This window comes from Streptomyces sp. NPDC056486, from assembly GCF_042795295.1.
Taxonomy (GTDB): Bacteria; Actinomycetota; Actinomycetes; order Streptomycetales; family Streptomycetaceae; genus Streptomyces.
The window spans coordinates 1-18499 of sequence record NZ_JBHTSF010000110.1; the positions used below are offsets into that span (position 1 = coordinate 1).

The following is an 18499-nucleotide window of genomic DNA, read 5'->3' on the forward strand; positions in this document are numbered from 1 at the left end:
CCCGAGGGGGGCGCTGCCACCACCTGCCTCAACTGCGAGCCGCGATCTACCAGATCGAGCCGACCCACTCGGGGTGGTCGACGAACGGGTTGCGGTTGTGCTGGAACTTGTCGAAGATCGCCTGGTTGCGGTTCTTCTCGAACGTGTCCGGCGGGTCCTCGTCGCTCCACTGCTTCAGTACGGACAGGCGCCCGATGGCGGGGGCGCTGCCGTTGGAGACCTTGTCGTTGGGCTCCAGGTCGGCGAAGCCGTCCTCGCCGTCGTAACGCACGGCCATGTAGAGGATCATGCGGGCCACGTCGCCCTTGACGGCGTCACGGGGCTCGAAGGAGTCGGAGTCGGTGTTGTTGCCCGGCGCCTCACCGACCGCGCTGCCGCCATTGTCGAAGTCCTTGTTGCCGCGGACGCTGTTGACCGAGACATCCTCCGGGCGCAGGTGGTGGATGTCGGTGCCGGGACCGGTCGAGGTGCCGAAGTCGCCGTGGGACTTGGCCCACACGTGCTCACGGTTCCACTGGTCCGGGTCGCCGCCGTTGCTGTCCTTGCTCTGCGAGCGGCCGGTGTAGAGGAGGATCACGTTGCTGCTGTTGTCCGGGTCCTCGTCGGTGACCTTGAGCGCGTCCCAGACCTGGCTGTACGACAGCTTCGTCTGGTCGCTGATGATCGTGTGCAGGGCGCTCTTCAGCTCCGGCCCTGTCTTGCCGAGCGCGTCCTTGTAGTACGTGTCGTCATAGGCGCCGACGGATGCGGCGGACGGCGTGGGGGCCGTGGTCGCGGCATCGGCGGCGGCGGGGACGGTGATCCCGACCAGGAGCGCGGCGGCCGTCATGGCCAGCGGCTTCCAGCGACGTATGTGAGGGACGGGCATGTGGGGGTGTCCTCTCCCGGAGGCTCGCGCACCGCGGATCCCTCCAACAGGACCCGCGTTCTACGCGAGTTGACAAGTGGGTAAACCGGAGAGTGGCACGGGTGGGCGCATCACTGTATGAACGTTGTGCGTCGAGTATGTGACGATGTCATGGACGCGACATCCCGGGTAAAGCGGTCCAACTCCCCTACAGGGGGCGGACGGTGAGGATCTGCTGTGCGTGTCCGACAGGGCCGTTGACGTCGTGCAGGACGGTACTGGTGATGCCCTGTCCTGTGGGTCCGAAGGTCACCGTGGTGTCGAGTCCGGTCCAGGGTCCTTCGGGCTGACGGTGGAGGTGCACGGTGAGGTCGACGTTGGGGAACATCCAGGCGGTGGGCTGCTGGCGTACGGCGATGCCGTTGGCGGTGTCGACGAGTGCGATGTAGGACGCCAGCGGGCTCGCGCTCTGCCCTTCGACGAGGTCGAGACCGGTGGAGATCCACGCCGTCGTACGGCCCGGCTGCGGGGGTGCGAGCGGGCGCACATCCAGGGAGGCGATGTACCCGCCGGGCCACACGGAGGCCATGTGCCAGGGCGTGAGCGCCTCCGGCGAGGTGAGCTTGTCGGCGCCGCCGCCCGCGACGGCGCTGGTGTCGCCGGAAGCGAGGAGCCAGGCCCGGGCCCGCACCACCGGACGGTCGGCCATCAGCACGACGGCCTCGACCAGTTCGATGGTGCGGCCGGGCCGGACGGTCTCCACCCGGATCTCGCACTCGTCGAGGGCGAGGCGCCCGAGGATGTCGAAGCTGATCCGGGCCAGGACCAGGCCACTGTCCGGCCGGGTGGCCAGGTGCCGGTCGATGGCGTGCACGATGAGGCCGCCGAGCGGGCTGAAGTGCTGCTCGTCGGTGTCCCAGGCGCCACCGGCGTGGGGCGTGGGCTTGTAGCGGTGCTCGTCGATGGGCTCGTAGTAGCTGCCGGTGTTCAACGGAGGCTTCCCTCTCGGCCTTGCGGATGCGGGGTCCCAGTATCCGAAGATCGTACTGACCGAGGGAAGGTCGGGGCCGGACGGCTAGTGCAGACCGTTGAGGTAGTGCTCACCGATGTCGCGGAGGCGGTGCGCGGCGGAGCCGTGGGCCGTCAGGGCGCGGGCGTTGCGCCAGAACCTGTCGAGGCCGGGGTCGGTCGAAGGGGAGGGCGCGTCGGCGGTGACTTCGAGGACGCGGGTGGTGATGTGCAGGGCGGACTGCGCGGTGACCGTTTCAGCGGCGCCCACGAGGAACGCGATGTCGGCACGCTCGTCGGCGCCCAGCGCGGGACCGGCCCCCAGGCCCTGGGCCAACGCCTCCGTCGCGCGTTCCACCACCGCCGCGGCACTGTGCGCGGCCGTGGCCAATTCCCCGTAGGCGAGCAGCAGATAGGGGTCCGTGGGCGGCGTCCCGCAGTCGCCGCCGGTGTCGAGCGTCGCCAGGGAGCCGGGGCGCGGCAGGGCGCGACTGATGTCCCGCGCCTCGGCCAGGGCGCCCTCCGCGTTGCCCAGGCCGACCTGGACGAGCAGGAGGCGGCGGGTCAGTGGGGCGAGCGCGGTGAACGGCGAGATCTCGTGCTCGTCGACGGGAACCGTGCCCAGCACTTGGTCCGCCGACACCGGTACGTCGTCGTAGCTGACGCCGCCCGCGCCGCTGAGGCGCTGCCCGAGCGGATCGTGCGCGGGTTCGGTGGAGACGCCGGGGTGGGCAGGGTTCACCAGGACGACCACCCATTCACCGGTGTCCGTGCGCCGCGCCGTATGGGCGAGCCGGTCCGCGACGGCGACGTTCGCGGTCAGCGGCCGACGCCCGTGCAGGACGTACCCGCCGACGGTCGGCGTGAGGGCGAGGTCGGTGCCCGTCTGTGCGTCCGGCAGATCGATGTCACCGCCGTAGAGCCACTGCTCGTGCACGGCGCGCAGTTCGAGCGCGGCGGCGTCGTCGGGCGCGGCGAAGAGGCGGGGGCTCCACGACAGGGCGTGGTGGTGCGCCAGGAGCTCGGCGATGGAGCTGTCGGCCGCCGCGATGTCCCTGACCGCCGTACATGCCGTACGCCAGTCGCTGCCCCGGCCGCCCTGGCTGTCCTGGCCGGACGGCGTCAGGAGCGCGGGCAGTCCCGCCTCGCGCAGCCGCGAGACCTCGTCGAACGGGGGCTTGCCCGCCCGGTCGCGCAGGTCCGCGTCGACGGCGAGGTCATCGGCGAGTTCCCGGACGACGCGCGGCGAGGCGGAAGGGGTCAGCGTTGTCACGGGGACGCCTCACAGATTCCTAGTTTCCCTACCTGATTGATAGGAATAGTGTGCTCGAACTCCTGTCGCGGCAAGGGGGTGTTCAAGGGGCGGACCGCTGCGTCTCGCACTATGGGATCTCGCAGGGCGGTCAGTCTCCGTCCGCTCCTGTCGACCGCCCCGCGGCCGCACCGAAATTCGGTTACGGAACCACGGTCCTGATGCCTAACATCGGGGGATGCCAAGACCTTCCGGGTTCACCTACGAGCAACATCCCGACGCCGGAGTGACGATCACCCACCACGGCCGCGCGGCAGGCACGCTGCGAGGTGCGCGCGCCGAGAAGTTCCTCGCCGAGGTCGAGTCCGGCGATGCCCAGCTGGTGATGGCCCGCTGGACAGGTGCGTACAAACACGGCAATGAGCGCACGGCACGCGAACACCCACGGAACCGGCGTTGATCGAGCAGTTGTGGGCGGAGGGGGAGATGCCCTTCCTTGACGGCCTCTACCGGTCGGACGACACCGGCCTCGACGTACACGTGGACGGTCCCGGGGCCTACCACCCCGACGCCGGGCAGCCGATCCCTTTCCGTCTCGGGGCGGCGATCGACGTGGTCAAGGCCGTCGAGGAGTACGGCGTCGTCGAGGCGGACCCCTACTTCGAGAGCCCGCTGCCGGACGGATCCGGATGGATGTCGGGCGGGGGCAGCGGGATGGGCAACATCGGCTTCCTCGCCCGTCTCGGTGCCGACGGTTCCTTGCGGTGGGTCGCCGTCATGTTCAGCTCCAACCCGTTCGTGGGCGTGCGCCATGAAGGAGCGAGCGCGGTCTTCACCAACGACTGGGGAAACCAGCTGGTCCTCGACCTCGCGCAACCCGCTCTTGCCTGAGGGGTCAGGGGGTCAGGGGGTCAGGGGGCCAAGGGGTCAAGGGTTCGTCCAGGCCGCGGGGTCCGCGGCGAGCTCTGTGACGGGATTCGGCAGTTCGGCGCCCGCTACATCGGCCAGGGACACGCCCTCGAGGATCTGGCGGACATTCGCCCGCAGCGCGATCCACAGCGGCAGCAGCGATTCAGCGGGCCCGCTGTAGGCCAGCTCGGGAGGGCGGACGCCGCGCACCGACACGAGGGGCCCTTCCACGACGCGGATGACGTCCGCGATGCTGATGCTGCCTGCGGGCCGCGCCAGGCGGTAGCCGCCGTTGCCGCCGCGCTGGCTGAGGACGAGGCCGCCGCGCCGCATGTCGTTGAGGATGCCTTCGAGGAACTTGTGCGGGATGTCCTGGGCTTCCGCGATGGCCTCGGCCTTCAGCGGCCCGTCGTCCTGGCACGCGGCGAGTTGCAGCGCGGCACGTACCGCGTAGTCCGCCCTGGCTGAGATCCGCATGGCCGCATTATGCTGCACCGCCCTGAACGGAACGTATCGCCCCTGGTCATGGGGTGATGTCCCCGAGAGCCGGCCGACGAGCGGCCGGCCGGACCGCGCGGATCTCAGCCAGACACTCGAGGGCGGGAGAGCCGCCCGGCGCCGGGCTCATTGCAGGGTCGTGAAGCGGTCGGGGAAGCTCTTGCCACGCTTTCGGCGGGCGACCATGCTCCTGGACATGACCGCGATGCCCCTTCTTGTCCCGCGGCTCCACGTAGACCTGGGCCGCCTCGCCTCCGGGGCGTGTCGTCTGCGCGTGGCCTGACCGCCGCCCGCACTTTTGCCGCGCTGCTGCTGACGCTGACGCACGCTGACTCATGCTGACGCGCAGTCAGCCGGTCTCCCCCTCTCATCTCTCCCTCTGACCTCTCCTTGGCATCCGCATGCCTCGGCTCGGTCACATCCGCCCCACCGAAGGGATTTCACCCCATGACGTCCGCACCCGCACTGGAGACTCCCACCCTCACCGTCCAGAAAGTAGGCGGCCGGATCGGCGCCGTCCTGTCCGGAGTCCGACTCGGCGGTGACCTGGACGAGGCGACCGTGGCCGCCGTGCGCGCCGCGCTGCTCGAGCACAAGGTCGTCTTCTTCCGCGACCAGCAGCACCTCGACGGGGAGAGCCACGAGGCCTTCGCCCGCCTGCTCGGCACTCCCGTCGCCCATCCCACCGTGCCTTCCGTGGACGGCCGTTACGCCCTCGGCATCGACAACGAACACGGCGGCCGCGCCAACCAGTGGCACACCGACGTCACCTTCGTGCCCGCCTACCCGGCCTTCTCCATCCTGCGCGCCGAGGTCATCCCGCCGTACGGCGGCAACACCCTGTGGTCCAACACGGCCGCCGCGTACAAGGACCTGCCCGAGCCGCTGCGGATACTCGCCGACAGCGTGCGCGGTGTGCACACCAACGACTACGACTACGCGGCGTCGCGCCCCGGCGCCTCCTCCGCGGCGCTCGACCAGCACCGGAAGGTGTTCACCGCGGTCAAGTTCCAGACCGAGCACCCCGTGGTCCGCGTCCACCCCGAGACCGGTGAACACACCTTGATCCTGGGCAACTTCCTGCAGAAGCTCAGCGGCTTCCGTGCCGCCGACTCCCGCGCCCTGATCGGCGTACTCCAGTCGCACGTGGAGCGGCCGGAGAACACGGTCCGCTGGCAGTGGCGCGTGGGTGACGTCGCCATCTGGGACAACCGCGCCACGCAGCACTACGGAGTTGACGACTCCGACGACCATGAGCGCACCTTGCGCCGCGTCACCATCGACGGCGACGTACCGGTCGGCGTCGACGGCCGACGCTCGGTGCTGCTCGCCCCGGAGGCGGTGCCTGAGCCCGGCCACGGGATCGCCTCCGGCGCCTCCACCGACGGCGCGGTCGCCGAAGGTGACCACGGTGTCCCCTTCGGCGACGATTCGGCACGCCTTCAATAAACCTGCACATCGAATGCGCAGCGCAGTCACGCCATTCGGTGAATACTCCACATCAAGTCATGTGCATTGACCACAGAACTCGCGCTTTGATGCGAGAGTGTCCGCTTTGTTGGAAGGAGTCCTTCCGCTCGCGGGATTTCCTTCTGTGAAGCTTGTGAAGGAGCTGCTCCCACGTGGTGAACATGCCTGCACGCAGCGGTGATGTGTCGCCGTGAGCCCTGTTGGCCGTTGCCTCGTCGATTGGATGTACGACGTGCGAACGTGCTTTGATCCTCGCCACCGCGGAATTCGCACTTCAGGTTCCGTGGTGTTGGAAACACTTTTGCAACATTCATGAGAAGGGCAGCTCACACATGAACTACACCCCCCAGGTCGAGACCCTCGAGATTTCCGACGCCGACCTCGACAACGTCTCCGGTGGCCTCGTTGCCGGTGTCGCGGGCAACGTCACGGACACCGTTGACTCCATCGCCCCGGTCTCGGGCGTCGTCGGCGGCGTCGTCGGCACGGTCGAGGGTGCCACCGGCCTGAACACCGGTGCCGTCACGGGCCTCGCCGGCGGTCTGACCGCTGGTCTCTGAGCTTCAGCTCACTGAGACGCCTTGATTCGTGAGCCCCGGAACCACTGGTTCCGGGGCTCACGGACGCCACAGGCCAAGTAGACGCCACAGGCAAAGTAAGGGAAGCGTTCCGTGCAGTTCCGCCAACAGGCTCTGTCCAAGCTGCAGTCGCCCGAGGAACTCGACCTTCCCGTGCGCTACGCCCGACCCCAGGGCCTGCTCGTACTCGCCGTCACCGTCGTCGTCATGGTCGCCGCGAGCGTCTGGGCCGTGACCGGCTCGATCTCCTCCACGCTCCGGGCACCCGGCATCCTCACCCACGGCCAGGGCAGTTACGTCCTGCAGAGCCCCGTCACCGGACAGGTGACCCGCGTCCTGGCCGAGGAGGGCAAACGGCTCGCCGCCGGCGCCCCCGTGCTCAAAGTCCGTACGGACCAGGGCGACAAGGTCGTACGCTCCATCGCCGCCGGCCGGGTGACCACGCTGGTGGCCAGGATCGGCACCGTCGTCACCACCGGCGCCGACGTGGCGACCGTCGAGCGTGTCTCGGGCAGCGACGACCCGCTCCTCGCGATGCTCTATGTACCCGCGGACAGCGCGGCCACCGTACCCGTCGGCGCCTCGGTGGACCTCACGGTCCAGTCCGTGCCCACACAGGAGTACGGCATGCTGCGCGGCCGGGTGAAGGCGATCGGGCGAACCGCCCAGAGCGAACAGAAGATCAGCGGGTTCCTCGGCGACAAGGAACTGGCCGGGCAGTTCAGCAAGGACGGGCCACCCGTGGCCGTCCTCGTACAGCTCGAACGCTCCTCGACCTCCAAGTCCGGCTACAAGTGGTCATCCGACGGCGGCCCGCCCTTCGCACTCGACTCCATGACCGTGGCCGACGGCGCCTTCCACCTCGCCGAGCAGCGCCCGATCGATTGGCTGCTTCCGTGACCGCACCACAGCCCTCCCCGGCGCACCAGCAGCAACTGCCGCCCCCCGGTGGCCGTCGCCGGCACCGTCCCGAGCCCCAGCGCAGCCGCCGCCGTGCCGCGCCCCGCCCCGCGTCGAAGGGCAAGCGGCAGAAGACCGTCCGTACCCCCACGGTCCTGCAGATGGAGGCCGTGGAGTGCGGCGCAGCCGCCCTCGCCATGGTCCTTGCCCACTTCGGACGGCACGTCCCGCTGGAAGAGCTGCGCATCGCGTGCGGCGTCTCCCGCGACGGCTCACGCGCCAGCAACCTCCTGAAAGCGGCGCGCAGTTACGGCCTCACGGCCAAGGGCATGCAGATGGAACCGGCGGCGCTCGCCGAGGTGAAGGCTCCCGCGATCCTCTTCTGGGAGTTCAACCACTACGTCGTCTACGACGGCATGGGGCGCCGCCTCGGCCGCCGCGGCGTGCACATCAACGACCCGGACAAGGGCCGCCGTTTCGTCCCGTCGGAAGACTTCGACACCAGCTTCACCGGCGTCGTCCTGGTCCTCGAACCGGGCGAGAACTTCCGCACCGGAGGCCGCAAGCCCGGCGTCATGCGGGCGATGCCCGCACGCCTGCGCGGCACCACCGGCACCATGCTCGCCGCGCTCTTCGCCAGCCTGCTGCTCGTCGCGGTCGGCGCGGCGCTGCCCGCGCTGAGTCGCACGTACATCGACCTGTTCCTGATCGGCGACCAGACATCGCTCCTTGGGGCGCTGTTCGCGTCGATGGGCGCGATGGTGGCGCTCACCGTGGTCCTGACCTGGCTGCAACAGGCGAATCTGCTGCGCGGGCGCATCATCTCCTCGACGCTGAGCAGCGCCCGCTTCCTGCGTCATCTGCTGCGTCTGCCCGTCACGTTCTACGCCCAGCGCAGCCCGGCCGACCTCGTCCAGCGGCTCGCGTCCAACGACGCGGTCGCCGAGACCCTGGCCCGCGACCTCACCGCCGCGGGCGTCGACGGCATCGTCGTACTCCTCTACGCCGCCCTGCTGTGGACGTACGATCCCCAGCTCACCCTCGTCGGTGTCGGCATCGCCCTCCTCAACATCGTCGCGATGCGCATCGTCATCCGGCTGCGGGCCACCGGTACACAGAAGCTGCGCGCCGACAGCGCCAAGCTCACCAACACCTCGTACACCGGCCTGCAGCTGATCGAGACCATGAAGGCCACCGGCGGCGAGAACGGCTACTTCCGGCGGTGGGCGGGCCAGCACGCCACCACCCTGGAGGAGCAGCAGCGTCTCGGCGTGCCCAGCGCCTGGCTCGGCGTCGCCGCGCCGACCCTCGCGACGCTCAACAGCGCGCTGATCCTGTGGATCGGCGGTCTGCGCGCGGTGGAGGGGCATCTGTCGATCGGTCTGCTCGTCGCGTTCCAGGCCCTTGTCACGCGCTTCACCGCGCCGATCACCCGCCTCAACGGCGTCGCGGGCCGCATCCAGGACTTCGGCGCCGACGTCGCCCGCCTCAAGGACGTCGAGAACTTCCCCGTCGACACCCTCTACTCCCGCCCCGAACCGGCCGCGAGCACCCGCCGCCTCAAGGGCCACGTCACCCTCGAAGACATCACCTTCGGCTACAGCCCTCTCGACAAGCCGCTCCTGACCGGCTTCTCACTGTCCGTGGGCCCCGGCCAGCAAGTCGCGCTCGTCGGCGGCTCGGGCAGCGGCAAGTCGACCGTCTCCCGGCTGATCTCGGGGCTCTACAGCCCCTGGGAGGGCACGATCCGCATCGACGGACAGCGCCTCGAGGACATCCCGCGCGGGGCGCTCGCCTCCTCTGTCTCCTTCGTCGACCAGGACGTGTTCCTCTTCGAGGGCACCATCCGCGACAACGTCGCGCTGTGGGACCCCTCCATCCCGGACGACGCCGTCGTCGCCGCCCTCAAGGACGCCTGCCTGTTCGACGTCGTGGCCCGCAGGCCCGCCGGCATCCACGGCCGCGTCGAGCAGGACGGCCGCAACTTCTCCGGCGGACAGCGCCAGCGTCTGGAGATCGCGCGCGCACTTGTCCGCCGCCCCAGCATCCTCGTCCTCGACGAGGTGACCAGCGCCCTGGACGCGGAGACCGAGCAGGTCATCATCGACAATCTGCGCCGCCGCGGCTGCGCCTGCGTCGTCATCGCGCACCGTCTGAGCACCGTGCGCGACAGCGACGAGATCGTCGTGCTCGACCACGGCTCGGTCGTGGAGCGCGGACGTCACGAACACCTCGTCGCCGCCGGTGGACCCTACGCCGACCTGGTCAAGGAGCACTGAGGTGACCTCGGTACCGCAACAGCACGGCGCCTACACCCATGACTCGGTGGCCGCCGCCTTCGGCGCGCTCGGCACCCCGGCCGACTGCACGGGCCTGCGCAGCGTGCACCTGGAAGGCCCGCAGGTGCTCTGGCTCGTCGTGGCAGGCGCGCTCGACCTGTTCGCGGTCGACGCCGTGCAGCAGGGCCACTGGCACTTCCTCGGCCGCCTCGAACCGGGCACCCTGCTCCTTGGCCCCGTCGAAGGTCCCCAGCACACCCTCGTCGGACGCCCCCTCCAGGGCTGCGAGCTGCGCCGGATCCCGCTGCGCGAGCTGTACCGCCCCGACTACGGAGACACCTGGGCCTACGAGCAGCAGTACCCCAGCCAGTACGACACCCAGGACGCGTCCCTGAGCCTCCTTGAGCACGCCTTCGCGCTCGGCATCGGACGCAGCCATCGGGTGCTTTTCGAGGCACCGCTCGACGGCCGCACCATGGGCGACGACGTGGTGACCGACGACGACATCCTCTGGATGCCGGTAGCGCCGGGCAGCGTGCAGTACGGATCCGCCTACAGCGCCGAGGCCGCGGGCGACCTGCTCGTCGCCGCCGACATGTGGCAGCGCATGGTCAACCAGCAGTACCGCCTCCTGTCGACCCTCGACCGCTGGATCGAACGCCTGGAGCGGGCCCACGAGGACCGCACGGCGGCCGGCATCAAAGCGGGCGAGACGGTCCGCGAGCAGGCCGACCGGACGCTGATCGCCTCCATCGGCCGCTCCGGCAGGGGCGTCGCACGCCGCTCCGAATCGCGGGGCGGTGACGACGCGACGTACGCGGCCTGCCGACTTGTCGCCGAGGCGACGGGCATCACGCTGTCCGGCGCCGCGGAGGGCGGTGCGGTGAGCGACCGGATCGACCCGGTGGAGCAGGTCGCGGTCGCTTCGCGGATCCGCACCCGCGCCGTCCGGCTCGACGGCCGTTGGTGGCGCGAGAACACCGGCCCGCTGGTCGGGCACCGCGCCAGCGGACAGCCGGTCGCGCTGCTGTGGCGGCGCGGCGGCTACGAGTCCGTGCACCCCATGTCCGGGCGGCGCACGCGCATCGACCAGAGCAACGCGGAAGAGTTCGAGCCGCAGGGGGTCATGTTCTACCGCCCCCTCCCGGAGCGGACGCTGACACCCTGGCGGCTGTTCCGCTTCAGCCTGCGGGGCACCGGCGGCGATGTACGCAATCTGGTGATCGCCGGTCTGGTGACGGTCGCGATCGGGGCGCTCGTGCCCATCGCGACGGGGCAAGTCCTCGGCGTGTTCGTGCCGAACGGCGAGAAGAGCCTCATCGTCCAGGTGTCCCTGGCGGTGATGATCACGAGCATCGTCTCCGCGGCCTTCATGCTCCTCCAGAACCTCACCATCCTCCGCATGGAGGGCCGCATGGAGAGCGCCCTCCAACCAGCGGTCTGGGACCGGCTCCTTCGCCTGCCCACGCGCTTCTTCGCCTCCCGGTCCACCGGTGAACTGGCGAGCGCGGCGATGGGCGTCAGCGCGATCCGCCGGGTCCTTTCGGGCATCGGCCCCGTCGCCCTGCAGGCGGGCACGGTCGGCGCGATGAACGTGGTCCTACTGCTTCTCTACAGCGTCCCCCTGGCCCTTGCCGCCCTTGCGATGCTCGCCGTCATCGCGACGGTCTTCCTCACCCTCGGCCTGTGGGAACTGCGCTGGCAGCGCCGCCTGATCGTGCTCGCCAACAAGCTCAACAACCAGGCGTTCCAGACGCTGCGCGGCCTGCCCAAACTCCGCGTCGCCGGAGCGGAGAGCTTCGCGTACGCAGCCTGGGCGGGGGAGTTCGCGCGCAGCCGTGAGCTCCAGCAGCGCGCGGGCCGCATCAAGAACGTGACGACGGTCCTCAACTCGGTCTATCTGCCGCTGTGCACCCTCATCATGTTCATCCTCCTCGCGGGCCCGGCCCGCGGCAGCCTCACCGCGGGCGAGTTCCTCACCTTCAGCACGGCGGTGACGATGCTCCTGACATCCGTCACTCAGCTCACCGGCGCACTGATCTCGGCGGCGGCGGTGCTTCCGATGTTCGAGCAGATCAAGCCGGTCCTTGAGGAGGCGCCGGAGGTGCGGGTCGCGAGCACACAGCCGGGCGAGTTGCAGGGCGAGATCGAGGCCCGCGCACTCTCGTTCCGCTACTCGGACGACGGCCCCTTGGTCCTTGACGACGTGTCCCTGTCCATCCGGCCGGGTGAGTTCGTCGCGGTCGTCGGCCCCAGCGGCTGCGGCAAGTCGACGCTGCTTCGCCTGCTCATCGGCTTCGACAAGCCGGTCTCGGGCAGCGTCCTCTACGACGGCCAGGACCTGTCGGCCCTCGACCAGGCCGCGGTCCGCCGCCAGTGCGGTGTCGTCCTGCAGAACGCGCAGCCGCTCACCGGATCGATCCTGGACTGCATCTGCGGCGCCGAGACGTTCACCCAGGAGGAGGCCTGGGAGGCCGCGGCGATGGCGGGCCTCGCCGAGGACATCAAGCGCATGCCGATGGGCCTGCACACGATGATCTCCGGCGGCGGAGCGGTCTCCGGCGGCCAACGCCAGCGCCTGATGATCGCCCAGGCCCTGATCCGCCGCCCCCGCGTCCTCTTCTTCGACGAGGCGACAAGCGCCCTGGACAACGAGACACAGCGCACGGTCATCGACAGCACCCGCGCCCTCAACGCCACCCGCATCGTCATCGCCCACCGCCTCTCCACGGTGATGGACGCGGACCGCGTGATCGTCATGGCGGAGGGCAAGGTCGTCCAACAGGGGCCGCCCGCACAGTTGTTGGCAGATACGGGCGGGCGGCTGCATGAGCTGGTGCGGCGGCAGATGCAATAGAGGCAATAGGTGCGGTGACGTGTCCGGGGATCCGCTCCAGGACGCCGCCCGCGAAGACGTCGTACAGCGGCAGCGTTTCCAGGTGGACGTAACCGATGTGGCAGTCGCAGACGGCCAGGGGACAGGCGCGGGGTTTTAGGGCGCGGCGGTACGAGCCGTCGTAGAGGTTGCCCAGTTCGTCGCGGACGAAGTGGCAGCGGCGGACCGTGCCATCGCCGTCGACCGAGATGACGGACTCGCCCGTGCGGCAGGGGAGACCGGCTGAGCGGTGCGGGTGGCGGCTGTAGTGGAACAAGGGGTCGAGGGCGGCCCACTGGGCGGCCTCGTCGTCGGTGTACGTGTGGCCGTCCGCTGCGTTCACCCACAGGTAGACCTCGCCGGGCAGCGCGGCACGCAGGCGTCGGGCGTCGTCGAGGTGATCGGGCAGGCCCACGATGCCGACGCTGAATCGAACCCCCCGCTGCGCGAGTTGGCGTGTCTTGGTGAGGAAACGGTCGTACGGAGTCTGCCCGGGGTGATATGTGCACCACAGGGCAAGGGTGTCGAGGTCGGCCTCCGCGAGCCAGTCCGTGCGGCAGCTGAGGTTCGTCTGGATCGCGACGCGTTCGATGTGCGTCTCGTGGGAGAGCTCGACCAGCGCCCGTCGGTACCAGGAGCGGACCAGGCCCTCACCCCATGGCGTGAAGAGGAGGGAGAGGCGGTCTCCGGTCCGGCGCTCGGCCCAGTTCGTGAAGCGCTCAAGGGCCGCCCGGTCGGCGCGCAACTGCTCGGGGGTGTCACGGCGCTTGGCGAATGGGCAGTACGGGCAGGCGTAGTCGCACGACGCCAGCGGACCGCGGTACAGGATCGTCAGGTCCATGGTCGTCAGGTCCGTGGTCGGCGGGGTCATCGTCTGAAGGGTCACGGTCTGCGGGCTCACTTCAGTTCGTACGCGGCCATCGCGGCCCGCACCTCGGAGGAGAACAGTTCGGGGCCGATCGCGTCGGAGTGCGCGAGGCCCTCCGGCGTCAGGCGCAGCACTTCCGCCGTCGGCTCCCGTTCCAGCCAGCCCCGGTCCGCGAACCGTTCGAGTTCGGCGGGGAAGTCCTCGCACGGATCCGTCCCGAACCGCATGCGGTAGTCCGCGAGCGGCATCCCGTCCGCCTGGAGCAGCGACTGGAGAAGGTGGCGACGGCGGGCCTCGGTCCCGTCGACCCGGCGGCCGTGCACGGCGCGGCTGAAGTCGTCGGTGGTGGTGTAGTCGTCGATGATCGTGCGGATCTCGCGCAGGTCGACCGCGTAGTCGAAGGAGTAGTGCAGCGAGGAGGTGTACGAACGGGCGCCGCAGCCCAGGCCGATCATGCCGTCGGTCTGGCAGGCGTAGTCGTCCGCGCCCTGCGGGGGCGCGTCCGCGCGGCGGAACATCCGCATCGACACCTGGACGTACCCCTCGGCCAGGAGATGATCGCGGCCCTGCCGGTACAGACGCAGCCGCTGTTCGTCCCAGTCGGCTTCGCTCAGCCCTGTGCCGTGCTTGCCCAGGCCGGTCAGCGGCCGCACGTACAGCGGATAGAGATAGAGCTCCTCGGGCCGCCAGGCCAGCGCGGCGTCCAAGGAGGCGCGCCAGCTGTCCTTGGTCTGGCCGTCGATCCCATAGATGAGGTCGATGTTGAGCACCGGTATGCGGGCGTCACGCACCCGGCCGAGCGCCGCCTCGACGTCCGCCCGGCGCTGAGGCCGCACGGCCGCCCGCGCCTCGGAGTCGATGAAACTCTGCACGCCCAGGCTGAGCCGGGTCGCCCCGCGCCCGGCGAGGACGGCGAGCCGGTCGGCGGTGGCGGTCGCGGGTGATGCCTCGACGGAGAGCGGTATCGCCCGCAGGTCGGCCCCCATGCGCCGCTCGGCGATGTCGCACAGCCGCTCCAGCTCCGAGGCGTCCAGATAGGTGGGGGTGCCGCCGCCGAACGCCGCGTTGGCGAACTGGACCGGCGCCGCGTCACCGCTCTCTCCAAGGGCGTCCCGTACCGCTGTGGCCTGCCGGTCGAGGGCGTCGAGATAGCGGGTGGTCAGCTCGCCGGGCGCACCGATACGGGTGAAGAGATTGCAGAAGCCGCAGCGGACCTCACAGAACGGTATGTGCAGGTAGAGGGAGAGGGCGTCCTTGGGCTCCGCCGCCCAGAGGGTGCGAAGGTCGGGGCGGTCGGCCAGTGGACGGTAGGCGGTCTTGTGCGGGTAGGCGTAGACGTAACTCTGGTACGGGCGTGTGCCGGTGGTGCCGGTGGTGCCTGTGGAGTCGAGAAGCTCCGGTGTGCTCATGCGGACGGCTCCAGGAAGAAGTGGGCGTACGGCACCGTCCACACGGACTCGTGGCCGAGGCGATGGCCCACGTAGCCGTCGTCGCCGTAAGCCGTTCCGTGGTCGGAGCAGACGATGGCGAAGCAGCGGCGGCGCGAGCTCAGGGCGGCGAATAGGCGTCCCACATGCCGGTCGATGTACTCCAGAGCAGCCGCATGCGTCGCGCGACTGTCGCCTGCTTCGCGTGTGGCACCGCTCTGGTGGAACCAGTTGGGCTGATGCAGCGCAGCCGCGTTCAGGAAGAGGAAGAGTCGCTGGTCGCGGGGGAGTTCGGCCACCACCTTCTCGGCCCGCTCCACCTGCGACTCGAAGGACGTGGGCGAGGCCACACCGAACTCCGGCTCCCAATGGCTCTCCTGGAAGAACCCCGGCAGTACGTTGCCCAGGGCGCCCTGCTTGTTGAAGAAGCCCACACCGCCGATGCACACCGTGCGGTACCCGGCGTCAGCGAGGCCGGAGACCAGGTCGGGGGCGTCGAAGACGAAGGTGCGCCCGGCGGTTGTCTCGCTCCCCGCGAACCGTGCGGCGAACAGCCGCGGATGCGGCCCCGGAGCGGCGGGCGTGGGCAGGAACCCGGCGAACATCGCCTGATGTGAGGCGTAGGTGAAGCTGCCCGGCGCGTGCCGCTTCTCCCAGGCGCCGCCCGGAAGATGACGGGCCAGATGCGGGATGCGGCCCGCGGCGGCGAGCTCGACGGCCACGTCGTGGCGGAGTGCGTCCAGGGTGAGCAGGAGGACGTCATCGCGGCCGACGACCTCGTTCATGTCGGGAGCGTCGGGTGTTCGCGTCATGTCAGGCATTCGCATGGTGGTTCCTCGCGGGGTGGTTCGTCGAACGGTGTGGGTGAGGCGAGGGGGAGGAAGTCCAGAGCGGTACGGCGGCGACCTGCGCCGCGTACGTGTCGAGGCCTTCCGCCCCGCTGCCCGGCAGCCCTGTCAGGCGCGGCAGCAGATCACCGAAGGCGTTGATCTCGCCGACCGTGAACCGCTGCCAGCCGAGGGCAGGAAGGAGGTCGACGCCGACGCAGAGCGTGCCGGGGAAGCAGGCGGCGGCCCGCTCGCAGATGTCCAGTGCCTCGGCCCAGCGAGCCCCCGCCGCCTCGACAGCGGCAGCCAACTCGCCTCGTGCACCGCCCAGATGCAGATTGGTCAGGGGCGACCTGCTCGTCCGTACGACGGCGTGCGTGGCCCGCCCGCCGATCACCACGACCCGCAGATCGGCCACGCGCCCCCGCAGCGACGCCTTCGGCATCCAGCGCTCGATGTGCAGGCCGTCGGGCGCGAGCCCGTCGACGATCGCGGCGATCTCCCGCTCGTCCCGATAGCGGCGTACCCGCAGCGAGTTGTGCAGTCGGCCGCCCGACATCTCCACGGACGTGGTCGCCCGGATACGACCGGCGCCCGCTGTTTCGACGGCGAGCACCCCGGACGCGGACGACCCGTGCGCGAGCTTGACGAAGAGCCGTGGCATGCGATGCTCACGCATCAGCGTCCGTACGTCGTCCCAGCCGTGCACAGCCGCTTTCGCCCCGGAGGTGGGCGACGGGGGGACAGGCACGCCTGCGCGGGCCAGCACGTCATGGCAGAGCCGCTTGTCGAAGAGCATCCCGAGTTCGTCCGGGTCGTCGAGCCGTCGGCCGCCGCTCAACGACCGGACAGCCGCACTGAACCGCCCGTACCAACGCACGCTGCCCTCCACACGGGTGGGGTCGTCCATGCCGCGCAGCGCCAGATCGACGTCGGCGTTCTCACCGGGTGATTCGAGCCGCACCACCTCGTCCGCGCCGAAGGCCGCACCGCCGTCGCGCAGCACGTCGAGCCACGGCACGACACGTGGCACGGGAAGCCCGGCCTCCCGTACCGCCGCCGTGAACAGGCCCACCCGGCGGTTCTCCGGATTGCCGACCACCGCGAACCGCGGACCCGGCAGCTCGTCGTGACACGGATCGGGACGCGTCGTCGCATGCCCCATGAAGTTCCCCCTCTCCCCGCTGACCGCTACTCGCCCACGGCCACGTAGCGCCACACCGTGCCGTCCTCCTCTTCCTCGTCCCCGTCCACGCCGTCCGGGTCGAGGTCGACCTCGACGCCCGCCGGTTCCAAGGTCTCGCGCACGCGTGCGCTCAGCGCCTCACTGAGGAAGTTGTGATGCAGGTCGAGCTTCTTGAGGTGCGTCAACGGCTGCCCTGCCAACAGCGCCGTGGCACCCTCGTCCGTCAGCACGCCCATGGAGAGGTCGAGGACTTCGAGGCGGGCCACGACCGGGGCTGATGCCATGGCCTCGGCGATCTCGTCCTGGATCTCGCTGTTGCGCAGGGCGAGCTGCCGCAGCCGGGGGAGACGCGTCCCCGCGAAGAAGGGCTCCAGATCCGACACCGCTGCGTCGCCGCCGTACCCGGAGGTGCCGAGCCACAGGTCCAGATGCTCCAGGGCGGGCAGATCGCTCGCGGCGATCCCGCGCACCACTTCGACCGGAAGGCCGCCCGACTCGACGGTCAGTGACCGCAGCCGCTCGTGCTGCACGGCAGGAAACGCGAGGCCGTCGCTGCCGCGCACGGCGAATTCCTCCAACTCGGGAAAGGCGTCAAGGAGCGGGGTGACACAGGTTTGTGTGATCCAGGAGATCTCGCACTCCTCCGAGTCGATGTCGCCGAGGAACAGGGCCCGCAGCGCCGGCATGCGCCCACTCGCTTCGATCAGCGCGGCGAGCGACATGTCCGGCCCGCCCTCGTTGGGGTCACCCCAGTTGCCCACGATGATCGCCCGCACCCGCGCTATGTCGACGGTCTCGCTGAACCGGGCGAACGCCGACTCCCACGGCTCGTCGGTGGAGTACGAGTCGACGGCGATGCGCCAGGCCACGGAATCGGCCGCCGGCAGTTCGTCCGGGAGCTTCTCGTCGGCCTGCGGAAACTCCCGGATGGGCAGGCCGTGCCAGTGCTGCTGGTTGTCTCCGATGGTCATGTCCGCCCGCTCCTCATAGCCTTGGCGCCGAACCGGCGCTCAACTGCGGCGATCCCGTGTTCGTGCTGATCGGCCGATGTGGAGAATTTCTACCAAGCGCCACTGACAACGCCCGCCGCGGGGCGGCGAAAGCGCGGTACGGCCGCCGCTCGACGGCCGTTGTCAGACCCTCGCCGTACGGTCGGATCTCATGAGCGGTGCAGAGAGTGCCGCGGGGAGGGGAGACCCATGTACCGGCAGGGAGATGTGCTCATCGTGCCCGTAGCGGAGTCGGCGCTGCCGCCGCACATCGGCGACGGTCCGCAGGAGCCGCGGGATGCCCGAGGCAGGCTCGTGCTGGCCCTCGGCGAAGTGACGGGGCACGCGCACGCCGTGGTAGGACCGGGCCGACTGACCCGCGAATCGGGCTTGTTCGGACCGATGCTGCTCCACCTGCCCGACGGCGGACGCGTGGTGCACGAGGAGCACGCGGCGATTCCGCTGCCGAAGGGCTGGTATCGAGTGGTGCGGCAGCGCGAGTACGTACCGGGTTCCGTGCGTCTGGTGGCCGACTGATGCCGCGTGGGTGAGATCGATGCGGAGCAGCCGGAAGCGGGAAGCGGGA

General features: G+C 69.9%; 17 protein-coding genes. 8 read left to right on the top strand and 9 right to left on the bottom strand.

The window, feature by feature from the left end; genetic code table 11:
* Positions 1–46: 46 nt before the first annotated feature.
* The 3 genes from ACFQ7F_RS32335 to ACFQ7F_RS32345 all read right to left on the bottom strand — a co-directional run bounded on the left by ACFQ7F_RS32335 (position 47) and on the right by ACFQ7F_RS32345 (position 3128).
* Positions 47–868 carry an endonuclease I family protein gene (locus tag ACFQ7F_RS32335; RefSeq protein ID WP_383278135.1) on the bottom strand — a complete coding sequence of 274 codons (822 nt, stop codon included), beginning with the start codon at positions 866–868 and terminating at the stop codon, positions 47–49.
* Between the two features lie 187 nt (positions 869–1055).
* Positions 1056–1838, bottom strand: coding sequence for a thioesterase family protein (locus tag ACFQ7F_RS32340; protein ID WP_383278138.1), 783 nt, complete (start codon positions 1836–1838; stop codon positions 1056–1058).
* An 84-nt stretch (positions 1839–1922) separates the two neighbouring features.
* Positions 1923–3128 (bottom strand): acyl-CoA dehydrogenase, encoded by a 1206-nt coding sequence (locus ACFQ7F_RS32345; protein ID WP_383278141.1) that lies wholly within the window; start codon positions 3126–3128, stop codon positions 1923–1925.
* A gap of 217 nt (positions 3129–3345) precedes the next feature.
* Between ACFQ7F_RS32345 and ACFQ7F_RS32350 the strand changes: the two genes are divergently transcribed.
* Complete coding sequence (locus tag ACFQ7F_RS32350) at positions 3346–3567, top strand: hypothetical protein (protein WP_383278144.1); 222 nt, start codon at positions 3346–3348, stop codon at positions 3565–3567.
* Positions 3564–3998 (top strand): hypothetical protein, encoded by a 435-nt coding sequence (locus tag ACFQ7F_RS32355; RefSeq protein ID WP_383278146.1) that lies wholly within the window; start codon positions 3564–3566, stop codon positions 3996–3998. The genes ACFQ7F_RS32350 and ACFQ7F_RS32355 overlap by 4 nt, the downstream gene beginning before the upstream one ends.
* Positions 3999–4034: 36 nt before the next feature.
* Here the strand turns inward: ACFQ7F_RS32355 and ACFQ7F_RS32360 are convergent, their stop codons facing one another.
* Positions 4035–4493 (bottom strand): RrF2 family transcriptional regulator, encoded by a 459-nt coding sequence (locus tag ACFQ7F_RS32360; protein ID WP_383278149.1) that lies wholly within the window; start codon positions 4491–4493, stop codon positions 4035–4037.
* Between the two features lie 468 nt (positions 4494–4961).
* Here ACFQ7F_RS32360 and ACFQ7F_RS32365 point away from each other — a divergent pair, with 468 nt between their 5' ends.
* The 5 genes from ACFQ7F_RS32365 to ACFQ7F_RS32385 all read left to right on the top strand — a co-directional run bounded on the left by ACFQ7F_RS32365 (position 4962) and on the right by ACFQ7F_RS32385 (position 12598).
* Entirely contained in the window at positions 4962–5963 is a 1002-nt protein-coding gene (locus ACFQ7F_RS32365) for a TauD/TfdA dioxygenase family protein (protein WP_383278152.1), read from the top strand.
* A 353-nt stretch (positions 5964–6316) separates the two neighbouring features.
* Positions 6317–6544 carry a type A2 lantipeptide gene (locus ACFQ7F_RS32370; protein WP_383278155.1) on the top strand — a complete coding sequence of 76 codons (228 nt, stop codon included), beginning with the start codon at positions 6317–6319 and terminating at the stop codon, positions 6542–6544.
* 111 nt (positions 6545–6655) lie between these two features.
* Positions 6656–7462, top strand: a complete 807-nt coding sequence (locus ACFQ7F_RS32375; protein WP_383278158.1) for an HlyD family efflux transporter periplasmic adaptor subunit — start codon at positions 6656–6658, stop codon at positions 7460–7462.
* Positions 7459–9741 carry an NHLP family bacteriocin export ABC transporter peptidase/permease/ATPase subunit gene (locus ACFQ7F_RS32380; protein WP_383278161.1) on the top strand — a complete coding sequence of 761 codons (2283 nt, stop codon included), beginning with the start codon at positions 7459–7461 and terminating at the stop codon, positions 9739–9741. The genes ACFQ7F_RS32375 and ACFQ7F_RS32380 overlap by 4 nt, the downstream gene beginning before the upstream one ends.
* Before the next feature lies 1 nt (position 9742).
* Complete coding sequence (locus tag ACFQ7F_RS32385) at positions 9743–12598, top strand: NHLP bacteriocin export ABC transporter permease/ATPase subunit (RefSeq protein WP_383278164.1); 2856 nt, start codon at positions 9743–9745, stop codon at positions 12596–12598.
* On the opposite strand, the gene ACFQ7F_RS32390 is transcribed toward ACFQ7F_RS32385, so the two are convergent.
* From ACFQ7F_RS32390 to ACFQ7F_RS32410, 5 genes are read right to left on the bottom strand one after another with little or no spacing between them, the layout of a single operon-like run.
* On the bottom strand, positions 12498–13457 hold the full coding sequence (locus ACFQ7F_RS32390; RefSeq protein ID WP_383278207.1) for an STM4011 family radical SAM protein: 960 nt from the start codon (positions 13455–13457) through the stop codon (positions 12498–12500). The genes ACFQ7F_RS32385 and ACFQ7F_RS32390 overlap by 101 nt on opposite strands.
* Positions 13458–13513: 56 nt before the next feature.
* A complete protein-coding gene (locus ACFQ7F_RS32395; protein WP_383278167.1) occupies positions 13514–14893 on the bottom strand; it encodes an STM4012 family radical SAM protein in 1380 nt (459 codons plus the stop codon).
* Positions 14890–15696: an STM4013/SEN3800 family hydrolase gene (locus ACFQ7F_RS32400; RefSeq protein WP_383278210.1), complete on the bottom strand. Its 807-nt coding sequence runs from the start codon at positions 15694–15696 to the stop codon at positions 14890–14892. The genes ACFQ7F_RS32395 and ACFQ7F_RS32400 overlap by 4 nt, the downstream gene beginning before the upstream one ends.
* 28 nt (positions 15697–15724) lie before the next feature.
* Positions 15725–16903, bottom strand: coding sequence for an STM4014 family protein (locus tag ACFQ7F_RS32405; RefSeq protein ID WP_383278170.1), 1179 nt, complete (start codon positions 16901–16903; stop codon positions 15725–15727).
* Positions 16904–16929: 26 nt separating this feature from the next.
* The gene (locus ACFQ7F_RS32410; protein ID WP_383278172.1) at positions 16930–17895 is read right to left on the bottom strand and encodes an STM4015 family protein; all 966 of its coding nucleotides are present in this window, start codon (positions 17893–17895) and stop codon (positions 16930–16932) included.
* Positions 17896–18123: 228 nt separating this feature from the next.
* On the opposite strand from ACFQ7F_RS32410, the gene ACFQ7F_RS32415 reads away from it, so the two are divergent.
* Positions 18124–18450 carry a hypothetical protein gene (locus ACFQ7F_RS32415; protein ID WP_383278175.1) on the top strand — a complete coding sequence of 109 codons (327 nt, stop codon included), beginning with the start codon at positions 18124–18126 and terminating at the stop codon, positions 18448–18450.
* Positions 18451–18499 lie beyond the last annotated feature (49 nt).

Bases quoted from the DNA above. Each gene is read 5' to 3' on its own strand.
- ACFQ7F_RS32335 (WP_383278135.1), bottom strand. From the start codon at position 868: ATGCCCGTCCCTCACATACGTCGCTGGAAGCCGCTGGCCATGACGGCC.
- ACFQ7F_RS32350 (WP_383278144.1), top strand. From the start codon at position 3,346: ATGCCAAGACCTTCCGGGTTCACCTACGAGCAACATCCCGACGCCGGA.
- ACFQ7F_RS32360 (WP_383278149.1), bottom strand. From the start codon at position 4,493: ATGCGGATCTCAGCCAGGGCGGACTACGCGGTACGTGCCGCGCTGCAA.
- ACFQ7F_RS32365 (WP_383278152.1), top strand. From the start codon at position 4,962: ATGACGTCCGCACCCGCACTGGAGACTCCCACCCTCACCGTCCAGAAA.
- ACFQ7F_RS32370 (WP_383278155.1), top strand. From the start codon at position 6,317: ATGAACTACACCCCCCAGGTCGAGACCCTCGAGATTTCCGACGCCGAC.
- ACFQ7F_RS32390 (WP_383278207.1), bottom strand. From the start codon at position 13,457: ATGGACCTGACGATCCTGTACCGCGGTCCGCTGGCGTCGTGCGACTAC.
- ACFQ7F_RS32395 (WP_383278167.1), bottom strand. From the start codon at position 14,893: ATGAGCACACCGGAGCTTCTCGACTCCACAGGCACCACCGGCACCACC.
- ACFQ7F_RS32400 (WP_383278210.1), bottom strand. From the start codon at position 15,696: ATGAACGAGGTCGTCGGCCGCGATGACGTCCTCCTGCTCACCCTGGAC.
- ACFQ7F_RS32405 (WP_383278170.1), bottom strand. From the start codon at position 16,903: ATGGGGCATGCGACGACGCGTCCCGATCCGTGTCACGACGAGCTGCCG.
- ACFQ7F_RS32410 (WP_383278172.1), bottom strand. From the start codon at position 17,895: ATGACCATCGGAGACAACCAGCAGCACTGGCACGGCCTGCCCATCCGG.
- ACFQ7F_RS32415 (WP_383278175.1), top strand. From the start codon at position 18,124: ATGTACCGGCAGGGAGATGTGCTCATCGTGCCCGTAGCGGAGTCGGCG.